Genomic DNA, 17648 nt, shown 5'->3' on the forward strand with positions numbered 1-17648 from the left:
TAGCCGTTCGGTTCATTGAGCATCCGCGACTGAGCTGTGACGACCTGTTCTGCTTAATCGCGAAGAGATAACTGCCAACCAACACGCTTCATACCCCAATTCGCCAGCCGGAGACGGCTCGGGTTCCCGAGCCTCCGAAAACAGTCGCGCAAATAGGCGAAGCTCGACCTCCTTACCCTCGAACCAGGCGTCCAGCCGCTGCATCAGCATTTAATGAAAGGCCGAATCTACGAGCGCGAGAATGGAGGTGAAGTCACTTTGATTTCAAAGTCGTTTGGTGTCCGTTTCAAGCTCCGGTCTATGGGGCCTTTCCTCGACCCATCTTGACTTTAAGGTCTACAATGAGCACGAGCGAGTGCGCGGTTGACCAGGATGGTTATGTTCTCGATGAGATCGTACAGACCCGCCGCGATACCAAAGCCGCCAAGCGATTGCTGATCCGGTTTTTAAAGAAGCAAGGTCTCTCGTCATCAGTATTGCATACGCGCAAATGGGCGCAGCCCATCTCCGCTTGGGAGACTCGCCGGCGGTTAGGTTTCAACGACATGATATTGAATCCGATCAATCTTAAAGCTACCCGTTTCAACTCCACGTGGCGCTGTCAGAGCATAAGCCTTGATCAAAGGAACGCTGAAAATCGACGCGATCATAAGAATAATCACGATCAGAAGCAGCCATTTTATGATGGCTGATTGAATGAGTCGGAGTTTGTCTCGGGCCGGCATTTTGGAGGACTTCATCATTCGAGCCGAGGTCCTTTGAATCCGGGCAGTTGGCCATCAACCGTCCTCCGGTGTCGCCTGACCTCGGCCTCCTTCGCAGTCTCAACACTCCCATGGTTTTCGCTAGGGCGCATTGCTTTTTGTCAAATTGGCCATGCCAACCGAACCACCTACCGGTGAAAGGTGCATATTCGCGGATTGCGCGCGTCCGACCAGCCGCGAGTGGGGGCCGGCGGCGCTATAAAGCAGGTGTCTCATTTCATGTTAGGCCCTACGAATGTTGTCGAGGGAATGTCCTCGTTGATTCAGCTCGACCACAAGGGCAAGTATTTCTCCGTCAAGGGACCGCTGAACATTCCGCGCGCGCCGCAGGGGCACCCGATCCTGATCCAGGCCGGTTCCTCGGGACCCGGCCAGGACCTCGCCGCGCGGACGGCCGACGTCGTCTTTACGGCTCAGCAGAGCCTCAAAGAAGCGCAGGTCTTCTACAGAAGTCTCAAGGACCGCGTCACCCGCTTCGGCCGCCGGCCGGACGACGTCGCGGTGATGCCAGGCTTCTTGCCGGTGATCGGCCGCACGGCGAAGGAAGCCGCCGACAAGCTGGCAGAAATCGACCGGTGGACGGACCTGAAGAGCGCCATGCCGCTTCTGGAGGAGCGCATCGGCCACAGCCTCGCCGACTACGATCCGGACGGCCCGCTGCCGGATCTGCCGATTTCCGACCAGTTGCGCAGTCGTGCCGAACTTCTGACGGCACTCGCCCGTCGCGAGAACCTCACCATTCGCCAACTGGCCCTGCGGGTTGCGGCGGGCCGCGGGCACCATATCGTGCTCGGCACGCCGGCGGAGATAGCCGACCGCATGCAGCAATGGTTTGAGACCCATAGCGAAAGTTCGGTTGCAAGTTGTCTGGGCGGCCTGACCAACGAGCGGGCAATATCGATGATGTCGTCACGCGCGGCGGTCGGATCCTCGGTGTTCCAGGCAACCCCCATGCCGATCCGAAAGTCGACAGGAGATATTGTGCGATCCGGCAAGCACAGATCGGGAACGCTCCGCGCCGCAAGCAGACATGCCGCTTGGCGGTGTGCTAGTTGCGGCGCTTCAATGGGTGTAGACTGCCGTTACAATTGCATGTTCATGCAAGGCAACGATGATGATCGACGGCGTTTCTACAATGAGTGATCCATTTCCCGCCGACGGTGACGACGCGTGTCGAAGCACGGGCGCGAACGAAGCTCGCTTTGGCCGCACTTTCAACGAGGCCGGGGCCTGCGCACGTCAATCGCGGACGTCTTCGCAGTTGCACTTTATTTGAGATTCACTCCGCCGTGAATCTCAAATAAAGTGCCAAACGAAATCCGAACAACCGCATTCTTACGTTTAAGTGCCAAACGACAACAGCTTTTTGACCGGGCAGTTGGAATGGATGCCACCAACGGCTAGGCGTTGCGACCACTGCCTGGTCTGATCCGAATACTTTCTGCCAGCGTCCTGATGCGCCGGTGTCAGAACGTCCCTGCCGGGACGTGGGTACGGTGATTCCGCAAAGATGGGGTGCAACCGCAGTTGACCGGCGGATTGCGTTAACCACATTGGAACACTCGACCTGCGAAGCCCCATCATGCGGCGATCGTGTATCGGCCGCGAAGACGACCCTGCTTCCGGCAAACGCTCACTCGGCACACGCGAAATCCAGCTGCTCGGCCCCTGCATCGTTCGCTCACCGGCACTGGCCTCAGTTCCGACTGGACAGATCTTTTAAAAAACGCTTGCAAAACGTCGTGCGATTAGACGACCCCACCTTGTTCTGATCCCAACTTCGAGGACAGCAAAACACAACGGGCTTTCCCGCCTTTGCCAGACCAGAGGTGATCAACATCCGGCACCTGTCGACATCACTGGTGCTGAGCCCACAGGCTTCAATCCCTCTATGGCTCCTGCCCGATCTGCCGCCGGCGCCAAGCCGCAGGTGCTTCTCCTGCACGGTTCCGGAAAAACCGCGAAAAATAAGCCGGATCCTCGAAGCCGATTTCTCGGCCGATATCCTCAACAGAGCGGATTGTGAATTTGAGCAATCGCTTGGCCTCCAACAAACGACGATCGAGTACAAGATCCTTGACCGATTGGCCAAAAACCTCGCGTGCCGCCTTGTCGAGCAGATGCGGCGTGGTGGCCAGAAGATCGACATAGCGACCCACTGACCAAGCCTGCTTGTAGTGGTCGTCGATGACCCTTCGAAGAGCCATGCCGAGGGCACCCTCCGGGGAAGTCGCGTGAATGTTCTTCGCCCCAGCAAGACGCGCCATCATGGACAACGTAACCGACACAAGGCCGACCAGAACCTTCTCGTCCTTGCTGACTTCGTCCCGATATTCATCGGCGATCATCTCGAGCAGCGTTCCGAGCCTTGCCCACCCCGGATCAGGCCCATCACCGATGAGCATCATCGATGTGTCAAGATCGAGCTCGATCTGTGGCTCGATCGCCGCCAGCAAGTCATCGGACACGGACACGACAATTGCATCGGATTGTTCGCCAACATCGAAGCCGTGAATCACTTTACTGGGCACGAAGCTGATCGCTGGAGCCGAAAAACTCCAAGTCTGTTCATCGATTCGATACTCGCCGCTGCCTTTGAACCAATAGGTGATCTGGCCCATCGAGGGGTGCTTGTGCGGCGCTACATGGCCGAAATGCACGCTCCTTCGCGCCATGACCGTCTCGACATGGAGGAAGCCTACATCGAGCGAACGGCTTGGCTCGCCATAGACAAAGAAGGAGGGAATATCATTTTTTGCCATCGTGCCGGAAAAAGTACCAGCGAATTGCCTGCTTTGTCCATGGTTGAAAATCATGTGCAGTCTTACCTTCTTGCCACAATCTCAAGGGAGGAACACGAGATGCGACCTGAAGACCACCGCGCAGAGAAGACCCGTCCGTTTACCGGCGCCGAATACCTGGCGAGCCTGCGCGATGGCCGGGAGGTCTATATCAATGGTGAGCGCATCGCCGATGTCACCACACACCCGTCAATGCGCAACTCGGCCCGGTCGATCGCACGCATGTATGATGCGCTTCACGACGAAAAGACCAAAGCGCGCCTGACCTCGCCGACCGATACCGGCTCTGGCGGATACACCCACAAGTTTTTTCGCGTCGCCAAATCGTCCGAAGACCTTGTCGGACAGCAGGGTGCGATCGCCGACTGGGCGCGCATGTCCTATGGCTGGATGGGCCGCACGGCCGACTACAAGGCCGCCTTGATGAATACGCTCGGCGCCAATGCCGACTGGTATGGTCCGTTCAAGGACAATGCCCTTGCCTGGCACAAGCGCGCCCAGGAAGCCGCGCTGTTCATGAACCACGCGATCGTCAATCCGCCGATCGACCGGCACAAGCCGGCCGACGCGGTGAAGGACGTGTTCGTCCACATCACCAAGGAAACCGATGCGGGCATCTACGTTTCGGGTGCCAAGGTCGTCGCGACCTCTTCGGCCCTGACGCACTACAACTTCCTCGCCCAGAGCTCGGCAACCATAACCGAAGACCCTTCGCTGTCTGTCATGTTCATCGTTCCGATGAATGCGCCGGGCATCAAGATGTTCTGCCGCGTTTCCTATGAACAGACGGCCAATACGGAAGGCCAGCCTTTCGACTATCCGCTCTCCTCACGCTTCGATGAAAACGATGCCATCCTCGTGCTCGACAACGTGTTCGTGCCATGGGAGGACGTTCTGGTGATCCGGGATGCGGCGAAGATCCTTTCCTTCCATCCGGCCTCGGGCTTCATGCATGGCTACTGCTTCCAGGGCTGCACGCGTCTCGCCGTGAAAATGGACTTCCTCGCAGGTCTTCTCGCCAAGGCGCTCCGAGCGACGGGCGGCGATGCCTTCCGCGGCAACCAAGCCATGCTGGGCGAAGTGATCGCCATCCGACACCAGTTCTGGGCTTTTTCCAATGCCATGGCGCACAACCCTATTCCTTGGGCGAACGGTGCCGTGCTGCCGAACCTGGAGGCCGCGCTCTGCTACCGGACCTTCATGTCCGAAGCCTATCCCAAGGTCATCGACATCGTCCGGCGTACTGTGGCGTCCGGCCTCATCTACCTGCCATCCTCGGCGAAGGATTTCCAGAACCCGGAGATCAATCAATATCTCGCGCAATATGTTCGCGGTTCCAACGATATGAGCCATATCGAGCGCATCAAGATCATGAAGCTGCTCTGGGATGCGACCGGAACGGAATTCGGGGGGCGCCACGCTCTTTACGAGCTGAACTATGCCGGCGCGCCGGAAGAGGTTCGCTTGCAGGTTCTCAAAGGCGCTGAACGCGGCGGCCGGTTGAAGGAGATGGAGGCGCTCGTCGATCAGTGCATGGCGGATTATGATGAGAACGGCTGGACGGGCGACACCTGGCTGCCGCCGCTCAACGACATCCGCCCGCTGCGCGACGCGGCCGAGTGAGGGTGTTGTGATGGACCCTTCCGTCTCGAAGACCGAATTTCGCAATGCCATGGCGAGGGTATGCGCTCCCGTCAATGTCATCACCACCAATGGATCCGCCGGCCGCGGCGGGTTCACGGCGACAGCCATGTGCTCGGTCACCGACGAGCCACCGACCTTGCTTGTCTGCATGAACAGCCGATCGGCCCAGACCGGTATTTTTGTTGAGAACCGCCGGTTCTGCGTCAATGTACTGACGCCGGAACACAAGGATTTGGCCAGCTATTTCGCCGGTCAGCAAAGCGACATGGATGCCCGCTATGCCGCAGCCGACTGGGTGAGCCTGTCATCCGGCAACCAGGCCCTCGCCGATTCGATCGTCTCCTTCGACTGCCGCCTGATCGAGGCACGGTTGGTCGGGACGCACAACATTCTGATCGGAGAGGTCGTCGAAATCCGCTCCCGCAAGGACGGGCACGCCCTTCTGTATTTCGACCGCAACTATGTGCATGTGCCGACACAGACCGGCAGCTTCGGGGGCTGATCTTTCCACCGCTCATGTCGGGAGCGGTCAAGGGAGCTCAAATCTCCCTTGACATCCGCCAAACTATTTAACATGTTAAATATACACGGCGTCTGGGAGGACACATGCCACATCTGACCGTCGAATATTCGGCCAACCTGGAAGGTCGCGCCGATCTGGACGCCCTTTGCGGAACCTTGCTTGAAACGGTTCTGGAAACGGGCCTGTTTGAAATTGGAGCCGTCCGTGTGCGGGCGCTGAAGGCGGATCACTACGCCGTCGCCGACCGCCTTGCGGAAAACAGCTTCATCGACCTCAATTTCCGCGTCGGCGCGGGCCGCAGCACAGACGAGAGGAAACGCACGGGCGAGGCTCTGTTCGCCGCGGCAAGCGCCGCCCTGGCACCGCTCTTTGACACTCCGCATTTCGCGCTGTCACTGGAAATCCGCGAGATCAACGCGGAGTTGAGCTGGAAGAAAAACGCCATTCATCCGCGCCTGCGCGGCAAATAACCCCGACTGCCGCTGGTATCGCGAGCGGTTGAGCCAAGGATCATTCCATGTCCAGACTTGAGGAAAACATCGCCAAGGCGCAAGCCTATCTCGCCCGGTTCAGGGACAACGGCGTCTTGAACCGTATTGGCGGCGAGGACGTCGCAGCGGCCGACGGTTCCACGTTCGAAACCATTTCGCCGGTCGATCTGAAGCCGCTTGCGAGCATCGCCCGCGGCAAGGCTGAAGACATCGATCGCGCCGCAAAGGGCGCAAAGACTGCATTTCCGGTCTGGGCCGCCATGGATGGCACGGCGCGCAAGAAGCTGTTGCACAAGATTGCAGACGCCATCGTGGCTCGGGCCGAGGAGATCACCTTTGTCGAATGCATGGACACCGGGCAATCGCTGAAGTTCATGGCCAAGGCTGCCCTGCGCGGCGCTGAGAACTTCCGTTTCTTCGCCGACCGCGCCCCGGAAGCCCGTGACGGCAAGTCGCTGCGCGCCGATGGCCAGGTGAACATCACCACGCGCAATCCGATCGGCCCGGTGGGGGTCATCACGCCGTGGAACACGCCCTTCATGCTCTCCACGTGGAAGATCGCGCCGGCGCTGGCCAGCGGTTGCACCATCGTCCACAAGCCCGCCGAATTTTCCCCGCTGACCGCGCGCCTCCTGATCGAGATCGCCGAGGATGCCGGCCTGCCCAAGGGTGTGTGGAACCTCGTCAATGGCTTTGGCGAGGATGCGGGCAAGGCATTGACGGAGCATCCGCTGATCAAGGCCATCGGCTTTGTGGGCGAAAGCCGCACCGGCTCCATGATCATGAAACAGGGCGCCGACACCTTGAAACGGGTCCATTTCGAACTCGGCGGAAAGAATCCCGTCATCGTCTTTGCAGACGCCGATCTGGAACGCGCTGCCGATGCGGCCGTGTTTATGATCTACTCGTTGAACGGCGAACGCTGCACCTCGTCCTCGCGACTGCTTGTCGAAGAGAGCGTCTATGACACTTTCACCGCGATGGTCGCCGAGAAAGCCAAGCGCATCAAGGTCGGCCATCCGCTCGATCCGGAAACGGTCATCGGCCCGCTGATCCATCCGGTGCACGAGACGAAGGTTCTCGAATATATCGACATCGGCAAGGCCGAAGGCGCAACCATTGCCGCCGGCGGCGCAAAATTCGATGGACCGGGCGGTGGATGCTATGTCTCGCCGACGTTTTTCACCGGTGCCAACAATCAGATGCGCATCGCGCAGGAAGAGATTTTTGGACCAGTGCTCACAGCGATACCGTTCAAGGATGAAGCCGAGGCCCTCGCGCTTGCCAACGACGTCCAATACGGCCTGACGGGCTATCTGTGGACGTCGGATCTCACCCGCGCGTTCCGCTTCACCGACCATCTTGAGGCGGGCATGATCTGGGTGAATTCGGAAAATGTGCGACATCTGCCGACGCCCTTCGGCGGCGTCAAGAATTCCGGCATCGGCCGCGACGGCGGCGACTGGTCCTTCGATTTCTACATGGAAACGAAGAACGTCGCCTTCGCTACGAAGCCCCATGCCATCCAGAAGCTGGGCGGCTGATTTTCAAAAACCCGACGAACACGAGTGCCTGTTTCATGGAGCGAGACAGGCCGGAGGAGGACCCAATGGCACTGCCTGAACCCAATCTCTACCCGCCCTTCAACATCGTGCGCCTCAGCCATGTGGAATTCGGCGTCAAGGATCTCGCCAAGTCGCGCGCCTTTTATGTCGATACGCTCGGCCTGCAGGTGACGGACGAGACCGCCGACACGATCTATCTGCGGGCGATGGAAGAGCGCGGGCATCATTGCATCGTGCTGAAGAAATCGGACACGGCGGAAGCGCGCGACCTGGGCTTCAAGGTCTATGACGAAGCGGAACTCGACAAGGCCGCGCATTTCTTCAAGAGCAAGGGCCTGCCTGTGGATTGGGTCGAGCGCCCCTACCAGTCGCGCACCTTCCGCACCCGCGACCCGCACGGCATTCCGCTCGAATTCTATTCAAGGATGGACCGCCTGCCGCCGATCCATCAGAAATACGCACTCTACAGGGGCGTGAAGCCGCTCCGGATCGATCACTTCAACTGCTTCTCGCCCAATGTGGACGAGTCGGTCGCCTTCTATAACGAGATCGGCTTCCGGGTGACAGAATACACGGCGGACGAGGAAACCGGGCGCCTCTGGGCGGCCTGGACCCACCGCAAGGGTGGCGTGCACGACATCGCCTTTACCAACGGCACCGGCCCGCGCCTGCACCACACAGCCTTCTGGGTGCCGACGCCCCTCAACATCATCGACCTGCTCGACCTGATGGCGACCACCGGCTGGGTGGCCAACATCGAGCGCGGCCCCGGCCGTCACGGCATCTCGAACGCCTTCTTCCTCTATATCCTCGATCCGGATGGCCACCGCATCGAGATCTATTGCTCGGACTACCAGACGGTCGATCCGGATCTGGAACCGATCAAGTGGGACCTGAAGGATCCGCAACGTCAGACGCTCTGGGGAGCGCCCGCGCCGAAGTCCTGGTTTGAGCATGGCAGCGTTTTTGCCGATACGCCGGTACGCGCTTCCGACCTCAAGGCTCAACCGATCATCGCGCCCTAAGTCTCCCAGACCTCCCCACCTGGCGGACCTTGGGGTCCGCCATTTTTTGCACAGCAAGTGAGAAGCGAACATGCAGCTCAAGGATCCGACGCTCTTTCGCCAGGCCGCACTGGTCGGGACCCAATGGATCGAGGCCGATCCGGACAACGCCATCGAGGTCACCGATCCGGCGACAGGCCAAATCATCGGTCGCGTGCCGAAGCTCGGCGCGACGGAGACCCGTGACGCCATCGTTGCGGCCGAACGCGCGCAAAAAGAATGGGCTGCACGCACCGCCAAGGAGCGCTCGACCATCCTGCGGAAATGGTTCGAGGTGATGATGGCGAACCAGGATGATCTCGGTCGCATCCTGACGCTGGAACAGGGCAAGCCGCTGGCCGAGGCCAAGGGTGAAATTGCCTATGGCGCAAGCTTCATCGAATGGTTCGCGGAGGAAGCGCGTCGCGTCTACGGCGACATCATTCCCGGTCACCAGATCGACAAGCGAATCCTGGTGCTCAAGCAGCCCATCGGCGTGGTGGCCGCAATCACACCATGGAATTTCCCCAATGCAATGATCACCCGCAAGGCTGGCCCGGCCCTGGCCGCAGGCTGCGCCATGGTTCTGAAACCGGCGTCACAGACCCCATTTTCAGCCATTGCTCTCGCCGTCCTTTCCGAACGCGCCGGCCTGCCGCCCGGTCTCTTCAGCGTGCTCACCGGCTCGGCCCGCGAGATCGGCGGAGCACTGACCGAAAGCCCAATCGTCCGCAAGCTGACATTTACCGGCTCGACCGAAATCGGGACAGAACTCTATCGCCAGTGCGCGCCGACCATCAAGAAACTCGGTCTGGAACTCGGCGGCAACGCACCCTTCATCGTCTTCAACGATGCGGACCTCGATGCCGCCGTCGAGGGCGCCTTGATCGCCAAGTTTCGCAACAACGGCCAGACCTGCGTCTGCGCCAATCGGCTGTATGTTCAGGATGGCGTCTATGAGGCCTTTGCGACCAAGCTTGCTACCGCTGTGGGCACTCTGAAAGCCGGTAACGGCTTCGACGACGGCGCCGTTCTCGGCCCGCTGATCGATGAGGCTGCCGTGTCCAAGGTCGAGGAGCATGTCTCCGACGCACTGGCCAAGGGCGCGCGCCTGATACAGGGGGGCAAGCGCCACGAACTCGGCGGCAGCTTCTTCGAGGCGACAGTGCTCGCCGATGTCACGCCGGACATGGCTGTGGCGCGCGAGGAGACTTTTGGACCGCTTGCCCCTCTCTTCCGGTTCAAGGACGAGAACGATGTCATCGCGCAGGCTAATGACACCGAATTCGGCCTGGCGTCCTATTTCTATGCCAAGGACCTCGCCCGCGTCTTCCGCGTTGCCGAGGCACTCGAATACGGCATGGTCGGCGTCAATACAGGCCTGATCTCGACCGCCGAAGCGCCATTTGGTGGCGTGAAGCTTTCCGGCCTCGGTCGGGAAGGGTCGAAATACGGCATCGAGGACTTCATCGAAATCAAATATGTGTGCCTCGGCGGCATCGCCTGAGGAGGCAAGGAGAAACCATGTCTCATCCCAAGTTCGTCAGCTTTTCCCGCAATGGCAGCACCGGTTATGGCCTGCTGACTGAGACAGGGGTTGTCGACCTTTCCGCTCGTCACGGATCGAAATGGCCAACCTTGCGGGAAGTCATCGAAGCAGGCGCACTCACCTTGCTGGCCGAAGACGCAGCGAGCCTTCCCGACGATTTCGCGCTGTCCGAGATCGCTTACGAAATCCCGATTCCCCAGCCGGAAAAAATCATCTGCGTCGGTGTGAACTTCCCGGACCGCAACGAGGAATACAAGGACGGCCAGTCGGCGCCCGCCAACCCGTCCCTGTTCATTCGCTTTCCGCGCTCGTTTACCGGCCATGACCAGCCGTTGATCCGCCCGCCGGAAAGCCCACAACTCGACTATGAAGGCGAGATCGTCATCGTCATCGGCAAGGGTGGGCGGCGCATACCCGAAGCGCAGGCGCTCGATCACATCGCGGCGCTGTCGCTCTGCAATGAAGGCACGATCCGCGATTGGGTCCGCCACGCCAAGTTCAACGTGACGCAGGGAAAGAATTTCGACCACACCGGCTCGATCGGCCCTTGGCTCGTTCCCTATGTCGACGAAAACCAGCTTGCCGATATCCGGCTGGAAACCCGTGTCAATGGCGAGGTCCGCCAAAGCGACCGTACTGGCCGGATGATCTTTTCCTTCCGCAAGATCATCAACTATATCTCGACCTTCACCACGCTGGTGCCGGGCGATGTGATCGTTACCGGCACCCCGACCGGCGCCGGCGCCCGGTTGGATCCTCCGATCTGGCTGAAGCCCGGTGACGTCGTGGAAGTCGAAGCCGACGGCATCGGAACCCTACGCAACACTATTGCCGACGAGGTTTGAGCCATGCTGACCAAAGACCAGATTGATGCCGCGGCAACCCGTCTCGATGAAGCCGAGCGCACGCGTGTCCAGACAGGGCTCCTGTCCCTGCAATACCCGCAGATCTGCATGGACGACGCCTATGCGATCCAGAACGCCTGGGTGCAAAGGAAGATCGCCGCAGGCCGCAGGGTGATCGGCTGGAAGATCGGGCTGACCTCCAAGGCCATGCGATATGCGCTGAACATAAACATACCGGATTCTGGCGTGCTCCTCGATGACATGGTCTTTGAAGATGGCGCGATCGTGCCGAAGGATCGTTTCATCCAGCCCCGCATCGAGGCCGAGATCGCTTTTGTAATGAAGGCCCCGCTGAAGGGTCCGGGCGTCACCGTCTTCGACGTCCTGAGCGCCACGGATTATGTGACGCCGGCGCTCGAAATTCTCGACACCCGCATCCTGCGCATCGACCCGGACACGAAAAAGGCCCGCACCGTCCACGACACAATTTCGGACAACGCCGCCAACGCCGGCATCGTCACTGGCGGGCGGGCGGTGCGCCCGGACCAGATCGACATGCGCTGGATGGGGGCTATCGTGTCCCGTAATGCCGAGGTTGAAGAAACCGGCCTCGGTGCGGGGGTGCTCAACCAGCCGGCCCGTGGGATTGCTTGGCTTGCCAATCGGCTGGCCCAGTATGGCGACGGTATCGAAGCAGGACAGGTAGTGCTCGCCGGTTCCTTCATCCGGCCGATCGAAGCCCGGCATGGCGACACCATTATCGGCGACTTCGGCCCCTATGGCACCGTCAGCCTGTTCTTCGAATAAGGATCTCCATCATGCCCGCACCGCGGAACCTTTTCAGACAGGCGCTGAAGGAAGGTCGTGCCCAGATTGGCCTCTGGCAGGCGCTCGCCAATCCCTACACGGTCGAGATCTCCGCTGGAGCCGGGTATGACTGGCTGCTGCTGGACGCCGAGCACGCGCCGAACGACATCCCGCTTCTGGTAGCCCAATTGCAGGCGATGAAGGGAAGCGGCAGTCATGCGATCATCCGGCCGCCAATCGGCGAAACCTATATCATCAAACAATTGCTCGATATCGGCGCGCAGACGCTGCTGGTGCCGATGGTCGACAGCAGGGAACTGGCGGAGGCCATGGTAAGGGCCGTACGCTACCCGCCGCACGGCGTGCGCGGCGTTGGTGCCGCGCTGGCGCGAGCCTCGGCTTTCAACCGCATTCCCGATTATCTGCAGACTGCCAATGACGAGATCTGCCTGTTGCTGCAGATCGAAAGCCGGGCGGGTCTGGCGGCCCTGGACGAGATCGCCTCGACCGAAGGCGTGGACGGCGTGTTCATCGGACCAGCCGATCTCGCCGCCGACATGGGCTATCTTGGCAAACCGGGCGCACCGGAAGTTCAGGCCGAGGTCGAACGGGCCCTTTTGCGCATCCAGAGCCATGGCAAGGCTGCGGGCATTCTCACTGGCGACCTCAACCTTGCCAAGCGCCACCTTGAACTCGGTGCCACCTTCGTCGCGATCGGCAACGACGTGACGCTGCTCGCCAATGCCACGACAAGGCTGCTCTCCGACTTTCAGGCCACCAAGCCGGCCACGGCGCTGGCGACGACCAACGCCTACTGAGCTAGGCGTCCTCGCCGCTTGGCTTGCCGTCGAGCTTTAGGGCGGTAAGGTCGTCGAGCATATTGAGTAACTCTTCGACACGGCTCGCACCGAAGCGAGCATCGATTTCCGCATAGACCCGACGGCTGTCCGGCATCACCTGATCAATAATGGCCCGGCCGGGAGGGGCGAGCTTCAGAAGCACCCGCCGCCCATCCGCCTTGTCCTTGTGCCTAGTGATAAAACCGCGCTCCTCGAGCGAGCGGATCATGCGGGTAAGGCTGGGCGCGAGAATGAAAGCTTTTTCCGCGACTTCCGTGGCGTCCAGCGTTCCGGCCTCGGCAAGCGCCCGGATTACCCTCCACTGCTGCTCGGTCAAATCATGGGCCGCGAGGACTGGCCGGAAGTGGCTCATGACCGCCTCACGGGCTCGCAGGAGCCCAATCGCCAGCGAGCGGCGTTCGCGGATAACGGGGCCTACAGAACTTATGCCGCTTTCTCTATTATCGATCGGTTCGTTCATCATGCTGGTTCTTTCTATCCGCATTTTTTCCGCTTGCGCAATTACGGGAGGTCGCAGATCCCGGGTGATCCAACCGCAATAGAGTTGACAAACGCCCCGAAGACTACTTCCTTAACATGAAAAATATCTCGGTGGAGACCGGGAATGTTCAATCGGTCTTTGGGAGGAGGCTGACATGCAGCAAATGGTGGAATTCGGGGCGATGATCCCCGAGCAATGGCCCGTGACCCCGGTAGACGACTGGACTGATCAACTGAAATCAATCTGCGGCAGCTTCAATCCGCGCCGCGCCGAGTGCAAAGTCGTCACCGGCAGCGCTACGATCATGGACGCTGGCGGCTTGGAACTGGCACAGGTGGCAAACGATCTCGACATCATCCATCGCGATTTCGTCGACATCAAGCGTGACTACGGCGAGAACCTGTTCCTGTTGTTGCAACTGGAGGGAACCTGCGGCATCGAGCAGCGGGGCCGCCAATCGATCATCGCGCCGGGCGACTGCATTCTGGTGGACAGCTCGGCACCCTCAATCTTTCATTTCGGCGGGAATTTCTCCAACCACCTCTCCGTTCACCTGCCACGCCAGTTGATCGTCGCCGGCAAGGCGGCACAGGTGGAGATCTCGCGGCGGCTCGAAGCCGAAGACCCGATGTCGACCATGTTGCGGGCGCTGGTCGCCAAGCTGATCCGCACCGATGCCCATGACAAGCGGGCGCAGAATTTGCGAGAGCTGCTGTTCAGCGCCACGCGTCAGGCCTTCGCAATGGATGAGGAGCCGGATCAGTCCTTTCCGGCTGACAATGCGGGCGGGCGATTGGAAATCGTCCAGATTCTAATCGACCGGCACCTCACGGACGAACACCTGACACCTCAGTGGCTGGCCGACAAGGTCGGAATCTCGCTGCGGACCCTGCAAGAGGACTTCTCGGCGCTCGGCACCACTGCCACATCTCTCATCCGCTTGCGGCGGCTGCACCTGGTTCACGAACAGCTGCTCCAAATGAAGAACGTGCCGTCGGCGCCGACCATCGCCGAGGTGGCCTATTCCGCCGGCTTCAACGACATTTCCTATTTCAACCGGTGCTTCCGCAAAGCCTTCGACTGCTCGCCGAAGGATATCCTGCAGCACTAGACCCGCGCTTTTGTCCTATTCGGGCCGCGCCCGAGCCCAAGACAGCGCGGCGCACATGGAATTGAATACCTCTCGAATCATTGCTTTGGGAGGAGCTCGACATGAAGCGCTATACGCTGCTCATCGGCGGTACCGCGGTGGAAACCGCAAACCACGTGGACATTCGCAACCCATCCACCGGCGACATCGTCGGCGCCATGCCAATGGCGACCCATGCCGACCTCAATGCCGCAGTGGAAGCAGCTACCCGGGCATTCGCGACGTGGAAGCAGAAGTCCAGCTCCGAGCTTGCCGATGCATGCCGGGCCGTTGCGGCGAAGATAGAAGCCCATGCCGAGGAACTCGCGCAATTGCTGACCCTTGAGCAGGGCAAGCCGCTCAACGGGCTTGGTTCACGCTTCGAAATCGGCGGTGCGCTGGCCTGGACGCGCCATACTGCCGAAATCGAACTTCCCGTCGAGGTGCTTCAGGATGCGCCGGAAGGCCGTGTCGAGTTGCATCGCAAGCCGATCGGTGTCGTCGCCTCGATCACGCCGTGGAACTGGCCGGTTATGATCGCCTGCTGGCACATCATCCCCGCCATCCGAACCGGCAACACCGTCATCATCAAGCCATCGCCGATGACGCCTCTGTCGACGATCCGTCTTGTCGAGTTGATGAACGAGGTTCTGCCGCCGGGCGTCGTCAATGTGGTGACGGGCGAAAACGAAATCGCCGCCGCATTGACCGCCCATCCGGGCATCGCCAAGATCACCTTCACCGGCTCCACCGCCACCGGCAAAAAGGTCATGGCCAGCGCCGTCGACACGCTGAAGCGTTTGACGCTGGAACTTGGCGGTAACGACGCCGGGATCGTCCTGCCCGACGCCGATCCGAAGGCGATCGCCGAGGGGCTCTTCTGGGGAGCCTTCATCAACAACGGCCAGACCTGTGCCTGCCTTAAACGCCTCTATGTGCATGACAGCATCTATGACGCCGTCTGCGAGCATCTTGCCGCCTACGCAGCCAACATTCCGATCGGCGACGGCATGGCGGAAACCTCTGTGCTTGGCCCGGTGCAGAACAGGATGCAGTACGAGATCGTCGCCTCCTTTGTCGAGGACGCGAAGTCCAAGGGCGGCCGCATCCTTGCTGGCGGCAATCCCAACGGCGGCCCGGGCTATTTCTATCCGATAACGCTGGTCGCCGACATCGATCATGGTGCCAAGCTCGTCGACCTTGAGCAGTTCGGCCCGGCCCTGCCGATCATCCGCTACACTGATGTCGAGGAGGCCATCCGAAAAGCAAACGACAATCCGGCCGGCCTCGGCGGATCGGTCTGGGGAAGCGATCTGGCCAGGGCGAAAGAGGTCGCAAGCCGTCTCGAATGCGGCTCGGTCTGGATCAACAAGCATGGTGCGATCCAGCCGAATGCACCGTTTGGTGGGGTAAAGCAGTCCGGTATCGGCGTCGAATTCGGCGCCGACGGATTGAAGGAATTCACCACCATCCAGACCGTCTTCTGCTGACGTTAAACACCCGGCACGCGCTGTTTTATGCGTGCAGCCGCGATGGAGCCTATCATGAACGAATTTGACTACATTATCGTGGGAGGCGGCTCGTCCGGCTGCGTCGTCGCGGCACGTCTCTCCGAGAACCCCGGCAACAGGGTGCTGCTCATAGAGAGCGGCACGCGGGATGCCGACAGGTTCATCCACATCCCGGCGACCTTTTTCAAGGTCATCGAAAAGGGCAAGGACGTCCAGTTCTATGTCTCGGAGCCTGACACAGGCCTGAACGGCAAGCCAAACGTCGTACCGCAGGGCCATGTCATCGGCGGCGGCAGTTCGATCAATGCGATGATCTACATTCGCGGTCAGCGGGAAGATTATGACACCTGGGCCCAGATGGGGTGTCGCAACTGGTCCTACGACAAGGTGTTGCCGGCGTTCCGGGCTGTCGAGGGCAATCAGCGTCTCTCCGACGAATTCCATGGCGCAGACGGTGAGCTCAAGGTTTCTGACCGCCGCTTCGGCCACCCCCTGTCCTGGGCGTTTATCCGCGCAGCTCAGGAAGCGGGAATCCCCTATAACGAGGATTTCAACGGCAAGGCCCAGGAGGGCGTCGGCTTCTATCAAACGACGACCCATAACGGACGGCGCCGGAGTTCCGCGCAATCCTTCCTGCGCAACGCCGAAAAGCGTCCCAACCTGACGATCCTGACCAGTACGCGCGTTCACAAGGTGCTTTTCGAGGGCAAGAAGGCCGTCGGTGTCCTGACCGAGACCGGCGCAACCTACAAGGCCCGCAGCGAAATCGTTCTGACGTCCGGTGCCATCGCCACGCCGAAGATCCTGCAACTGTCCGGTATCGGCGCCGCCGCCCATCTGCAGAGCCATGGCATCGACGTCGTGTCCGATCTGCCCGGCGTTGGCGAGAACTACCAGGACCATCTCGAGGCCACCGTACAGGTCGAAGTCAAGGATCCGATCTCCATGTTCGGGCAGGACAAGGGGCTCCGGGCCGTTGGCCACATGCTGAACTACCTGCTCACCAAAACGGGCCTGCTGACCTCGACCGTGGTCGAATCCGGAGGCTTCGTCGATACGGCCGGCACCGGACAGCCCGATGTCCAGTTCCATGTGCTGCCGAGCTTTGTCGGCTTTGGCGAACGCGCAGCCGCGCTGGGCCACGGGATTTCGATCGGCCCCTGCTTCCTGCGGCCCCAATCCCGCGGCACTGTCAAGTTGCGCTCGGCCGATCCGAAGGACAGCGCCCTCTTTCACGCCAATTCCTTTTCCAATCCGGCGGATCTGGAAACCCTTGTGCGCGGCGTCGAATGGGCAATCCGGATCACCGAGGCTCCGTCCCTGGCGCGCATTGTCAAACGGCGGGTGTTGCCGGAACCTGGCCTCGAGAAAGATCCGATCGCTCTGCGCAACTATATCCGGAGCATTTCCAAGACCGTTTTCCATCCGGCGGGAACCGCCAGGATGGGCCCTGCCGAGGATCGGATGGCGGTCGTTGGCGAGGATCTGAAGGTGCGCGGTGTCGAGGGCCTTCGGGTCGCCGATGCCTCCATCATGCCGACGCTCGTATCGGGCAACACCAATGCGCCCTGCATCATGATCGGCGAGCGCGCATCCCGCTTCATTCTCGGTACGGAGGCCGCCGCATAAGTGAGA

General features: G+C 60.5%; 14 protein-coding genes and 3 pseudogenes. 14 read left to right on the plus strand and 3 right to left on the minus strand.

Annotation, left to right across the window (positions count from 1 at the left end; all coding sequences use genetic code 11):
- Positions 1–359 precede the first annotated feature (359 nt).
- Together ACSQ2Z_RS24990 and ACSQ2Z_RS24995 are read left to right on the plus strand one after the other, a co-directional pair.
- Positions 360–491 (plus strand): annotated as a pseudogene (locus ACSQ2Z_RS24990) (DDE-type integrase/transposase/recombinase); the annotation flags it as partial.
- Positions 492–1031: 540 nt separating this feature from the next.
- Positions 1032–1610 (plus strand): annotated as a pseudogene (locus ACSQ2Z_RS24995) (LLM class flavin-dependent oxidoreductase); the annotation flags it as partial.
- Between the two features lie 20 nt (positions 1611–1630).
- Here the strand turns inward: ACSQ2Z_RS24995 and ACSQ2Z_RS25000 are convergent.
- Positions 1631–1735 (minus strand): annotated as a pseudogene (locus ACSQ2Z_RS25000) (LysR family transcriptional regulator); the annotation flags it as partial.
- Positions 1736–2653: 918 nt separating this feature from the next.
- Positions 2654–3526 carry a helix-turn-helix domain-containing protein gene (locus ACSQ2Z_RS25005; RefSeq protein WP_436084151.1) on the minus strand — a complete coding sequence of 291 codons (873 nt, stop codon included), beginning with the start codon at positions 3524–3526 and terminating at the stop codon, positions 2654–2656.
- A gap of 99 nt (positions 3527–3625) precedes the next feature.
- On the opposite strand from ACSQ2Z_RS25005, the gene ACSQ2Z_RS25010 reads away from it, so the two are divergent.
- The 9 genes from ACSQ2Z_RS25010 (at position 3626) to hpaI (ending at position 12850) form a co-directional block, all read left to right on the plus strand.
- Positions 3626–5188, plus strand: coding sequence for a 4-hydroxyphenylacetate 3-hydroxylase N-terminal domain-containing protein (locus ACSQ2Z_RS25010; RefSeq protein ID WP_436083885.1), 1563 nt, complete (start codon positions 3626–3628; stop codon positions 5186–5188).
- A 10-nt stretch (positions 5189–5198) separates the two neighbouring features.
- Positions 5199–5711 carry a flavin reductase gene (locus ACSQ2Z_RS25015; RefSeq protein WP_436083886.1) on the plus strand — a complete coding sequence of 171 codons (513 nt, stop codon included), beginning with the start codon at positions 5199–5201 and terminating at the stop codon, positions 5709–5711.
- Between the two features lie 104 nt (positions 5712–5815).
- The gene (locus ACSQ2Z_RS25020) at positions 5816–6202 is read left to right on the plus strand and encodes a 5-carboxymethyl-2-hydroxymuconate Delta-isomerase (RefSeq protein WP_436083887.1); all 387 of its coding nucleotides are present in this window, start codon (positions 5816–5818) and stop codon (positions 6200–6202) included.
- A 47-nt stretch (positions 6203–6249) separates the two neighbouring features.
- Positions 6250–7767, plus strand: a complete 1518-nt coding sequence (gene hpaE / locus ACSQ2Z_RS25025; RefSeq protein WP_436083888.1) for a 5-carboxymethyl-2-hydroxymuconate semialdehyde dehydrogenase — start codon at positions 6250–6252, stop codon at positions 7765–7767.
- Positions 7768–7832: 65 nt separating this feature from the next.
- Positions 7833–8813 carry a 3,4-dihydroxyphenylacetate 2,3-dioxygenase gene (gene hpaD / locus ACSQ2Z_RS25030; RefSeq protein WP_436083889.1) on the plus strand — a complete coding sequence of 327 codons (981 nt, stop codon included), beginning with the start codon at positions 7833–7835 and terminating at the stop codon, positions 8811–8813.
- Between the two features lie 70 nt (positions 8814–8883).
- Positions 8884–10338: an NADP-dependent succinate-semialdehyde dehydrogenase gene (gabD, locus tag ACSQ2Z_RS25035; RefSeq protein WP_436083890.1), complete on the plus strand. Its 1455-nt coding sequence runs from the start codon at positions 8884–8886 to the stop codon at positions 10336–10338.
- Positions 10339–10355: 17 nt separating this feature from the next.
- Positions 10356–11225 carry a fumarylacetoacetate hydrolase family protein gene (locus tag ACSQ2Z_RS25040; RefSeq protein ID WP_436083891.1) on the plus strand — a complete coding sequence of 290 codons (870 nt, stop codon included), beginning with the start codon at positions 10356–10358 and terminating at the stop codon, positions 11223–11225.
- Between the two features lie 3 nt (positions 11226–11228).
- The gene (gene hpaH / locus ACSQ2Z_RS25045; protein WP_436083892.1) at positions 11229–12032 is read left to right on the plus strand and encodes a 2-oxo-hept-4-ene-1,7-dioate hydratase; all 804 of its coding nucleotides are present in this window, start codon (positions 11229–11231) and stop codon (positions 12030–12032) included.
- A gap of 11 nt (positions 12033–12043) precedes the next feature.
- Positions 12044–12850 carry a 4-hydroxy-2-oxoheptanedioate aldolase gene (hpaI, locus tag ACSQ2Z_RS25050; protein WP_436083893.1) on the plus strand — a complete coding sequence of 269 codons (807 nt, stop codon included), beginning with the start codon at positions 12044–12046 and terminating at the stop codon, positions 12848–12850.
- Position 12851: 1 nt separating this feature from the next.
- On the opposite strand, the gene hpaR is transcribed toward hpaI, so the two are convergent.
- A complete protein-coding gene (gene hpaR / locus ACSQ2Z_RS25055) occupies positions 12852–13355 on the minus strand; it encodes a homoprotocatechuate degradation operon regulator HpaR (RefSeq protein WP_436083894.1) in 504 nt (167 codons plus the stop codon).
- A gap of 172 nt (positions 13356–13527) precedes the next feature.
- On the opposite strand from hpaR, the gene ACSQ2Z_RS25060 reads away from it, so the two are divergent.
- From ACSQ2Z_RS25060 to ACSQ2Z_RS25070, 3 genes are all read left to right on the plus strand, one after another.
- Positions 13528–14484 (plus strand): helix-turn-helix domain-containing protein, encoded by a 957-nt coding sequence (locus ACSQ2Z_RS25060; RefSeq protein WP_436083895.1) that lies wholly within the window; start codon positions 13528–13530, stop codon positions 14482–14484.
- Between the two features lie 101 nt (positions 14485–14585).
- Entirely contained in the window at positions 14586–15992 is a 1407-nt protein-coding gene (locus tag ACSQ2Z_RS25065; protein WP_436083896.1) for an aldehyde dehydrogenase family protein, read from the plus strand.
- Between the two features lie 54 nt (positions 15993–16046).
- Positions 16047–17642, plus strand: coding sequence for a GMC family oxidoreductase (locus ACSQ2Z_RS25070; protein WP_436083897.1), 1596 nt, complete (start codon positions 16047–16049; stop codon positions 17640–17642).
- Positions 17643–17648: the final 6 nt, after the last annotated feature.

Origin of the sequence: Pararhizobium sp. LjRoot235 (genome assembly GCF_964254145.1) — a bacterium.
GTDB lineage: Bacteria > Pseudomonadota > Alphaproteobacteria > Rhizobiales > Rhizobiaceae > Pararhizobium.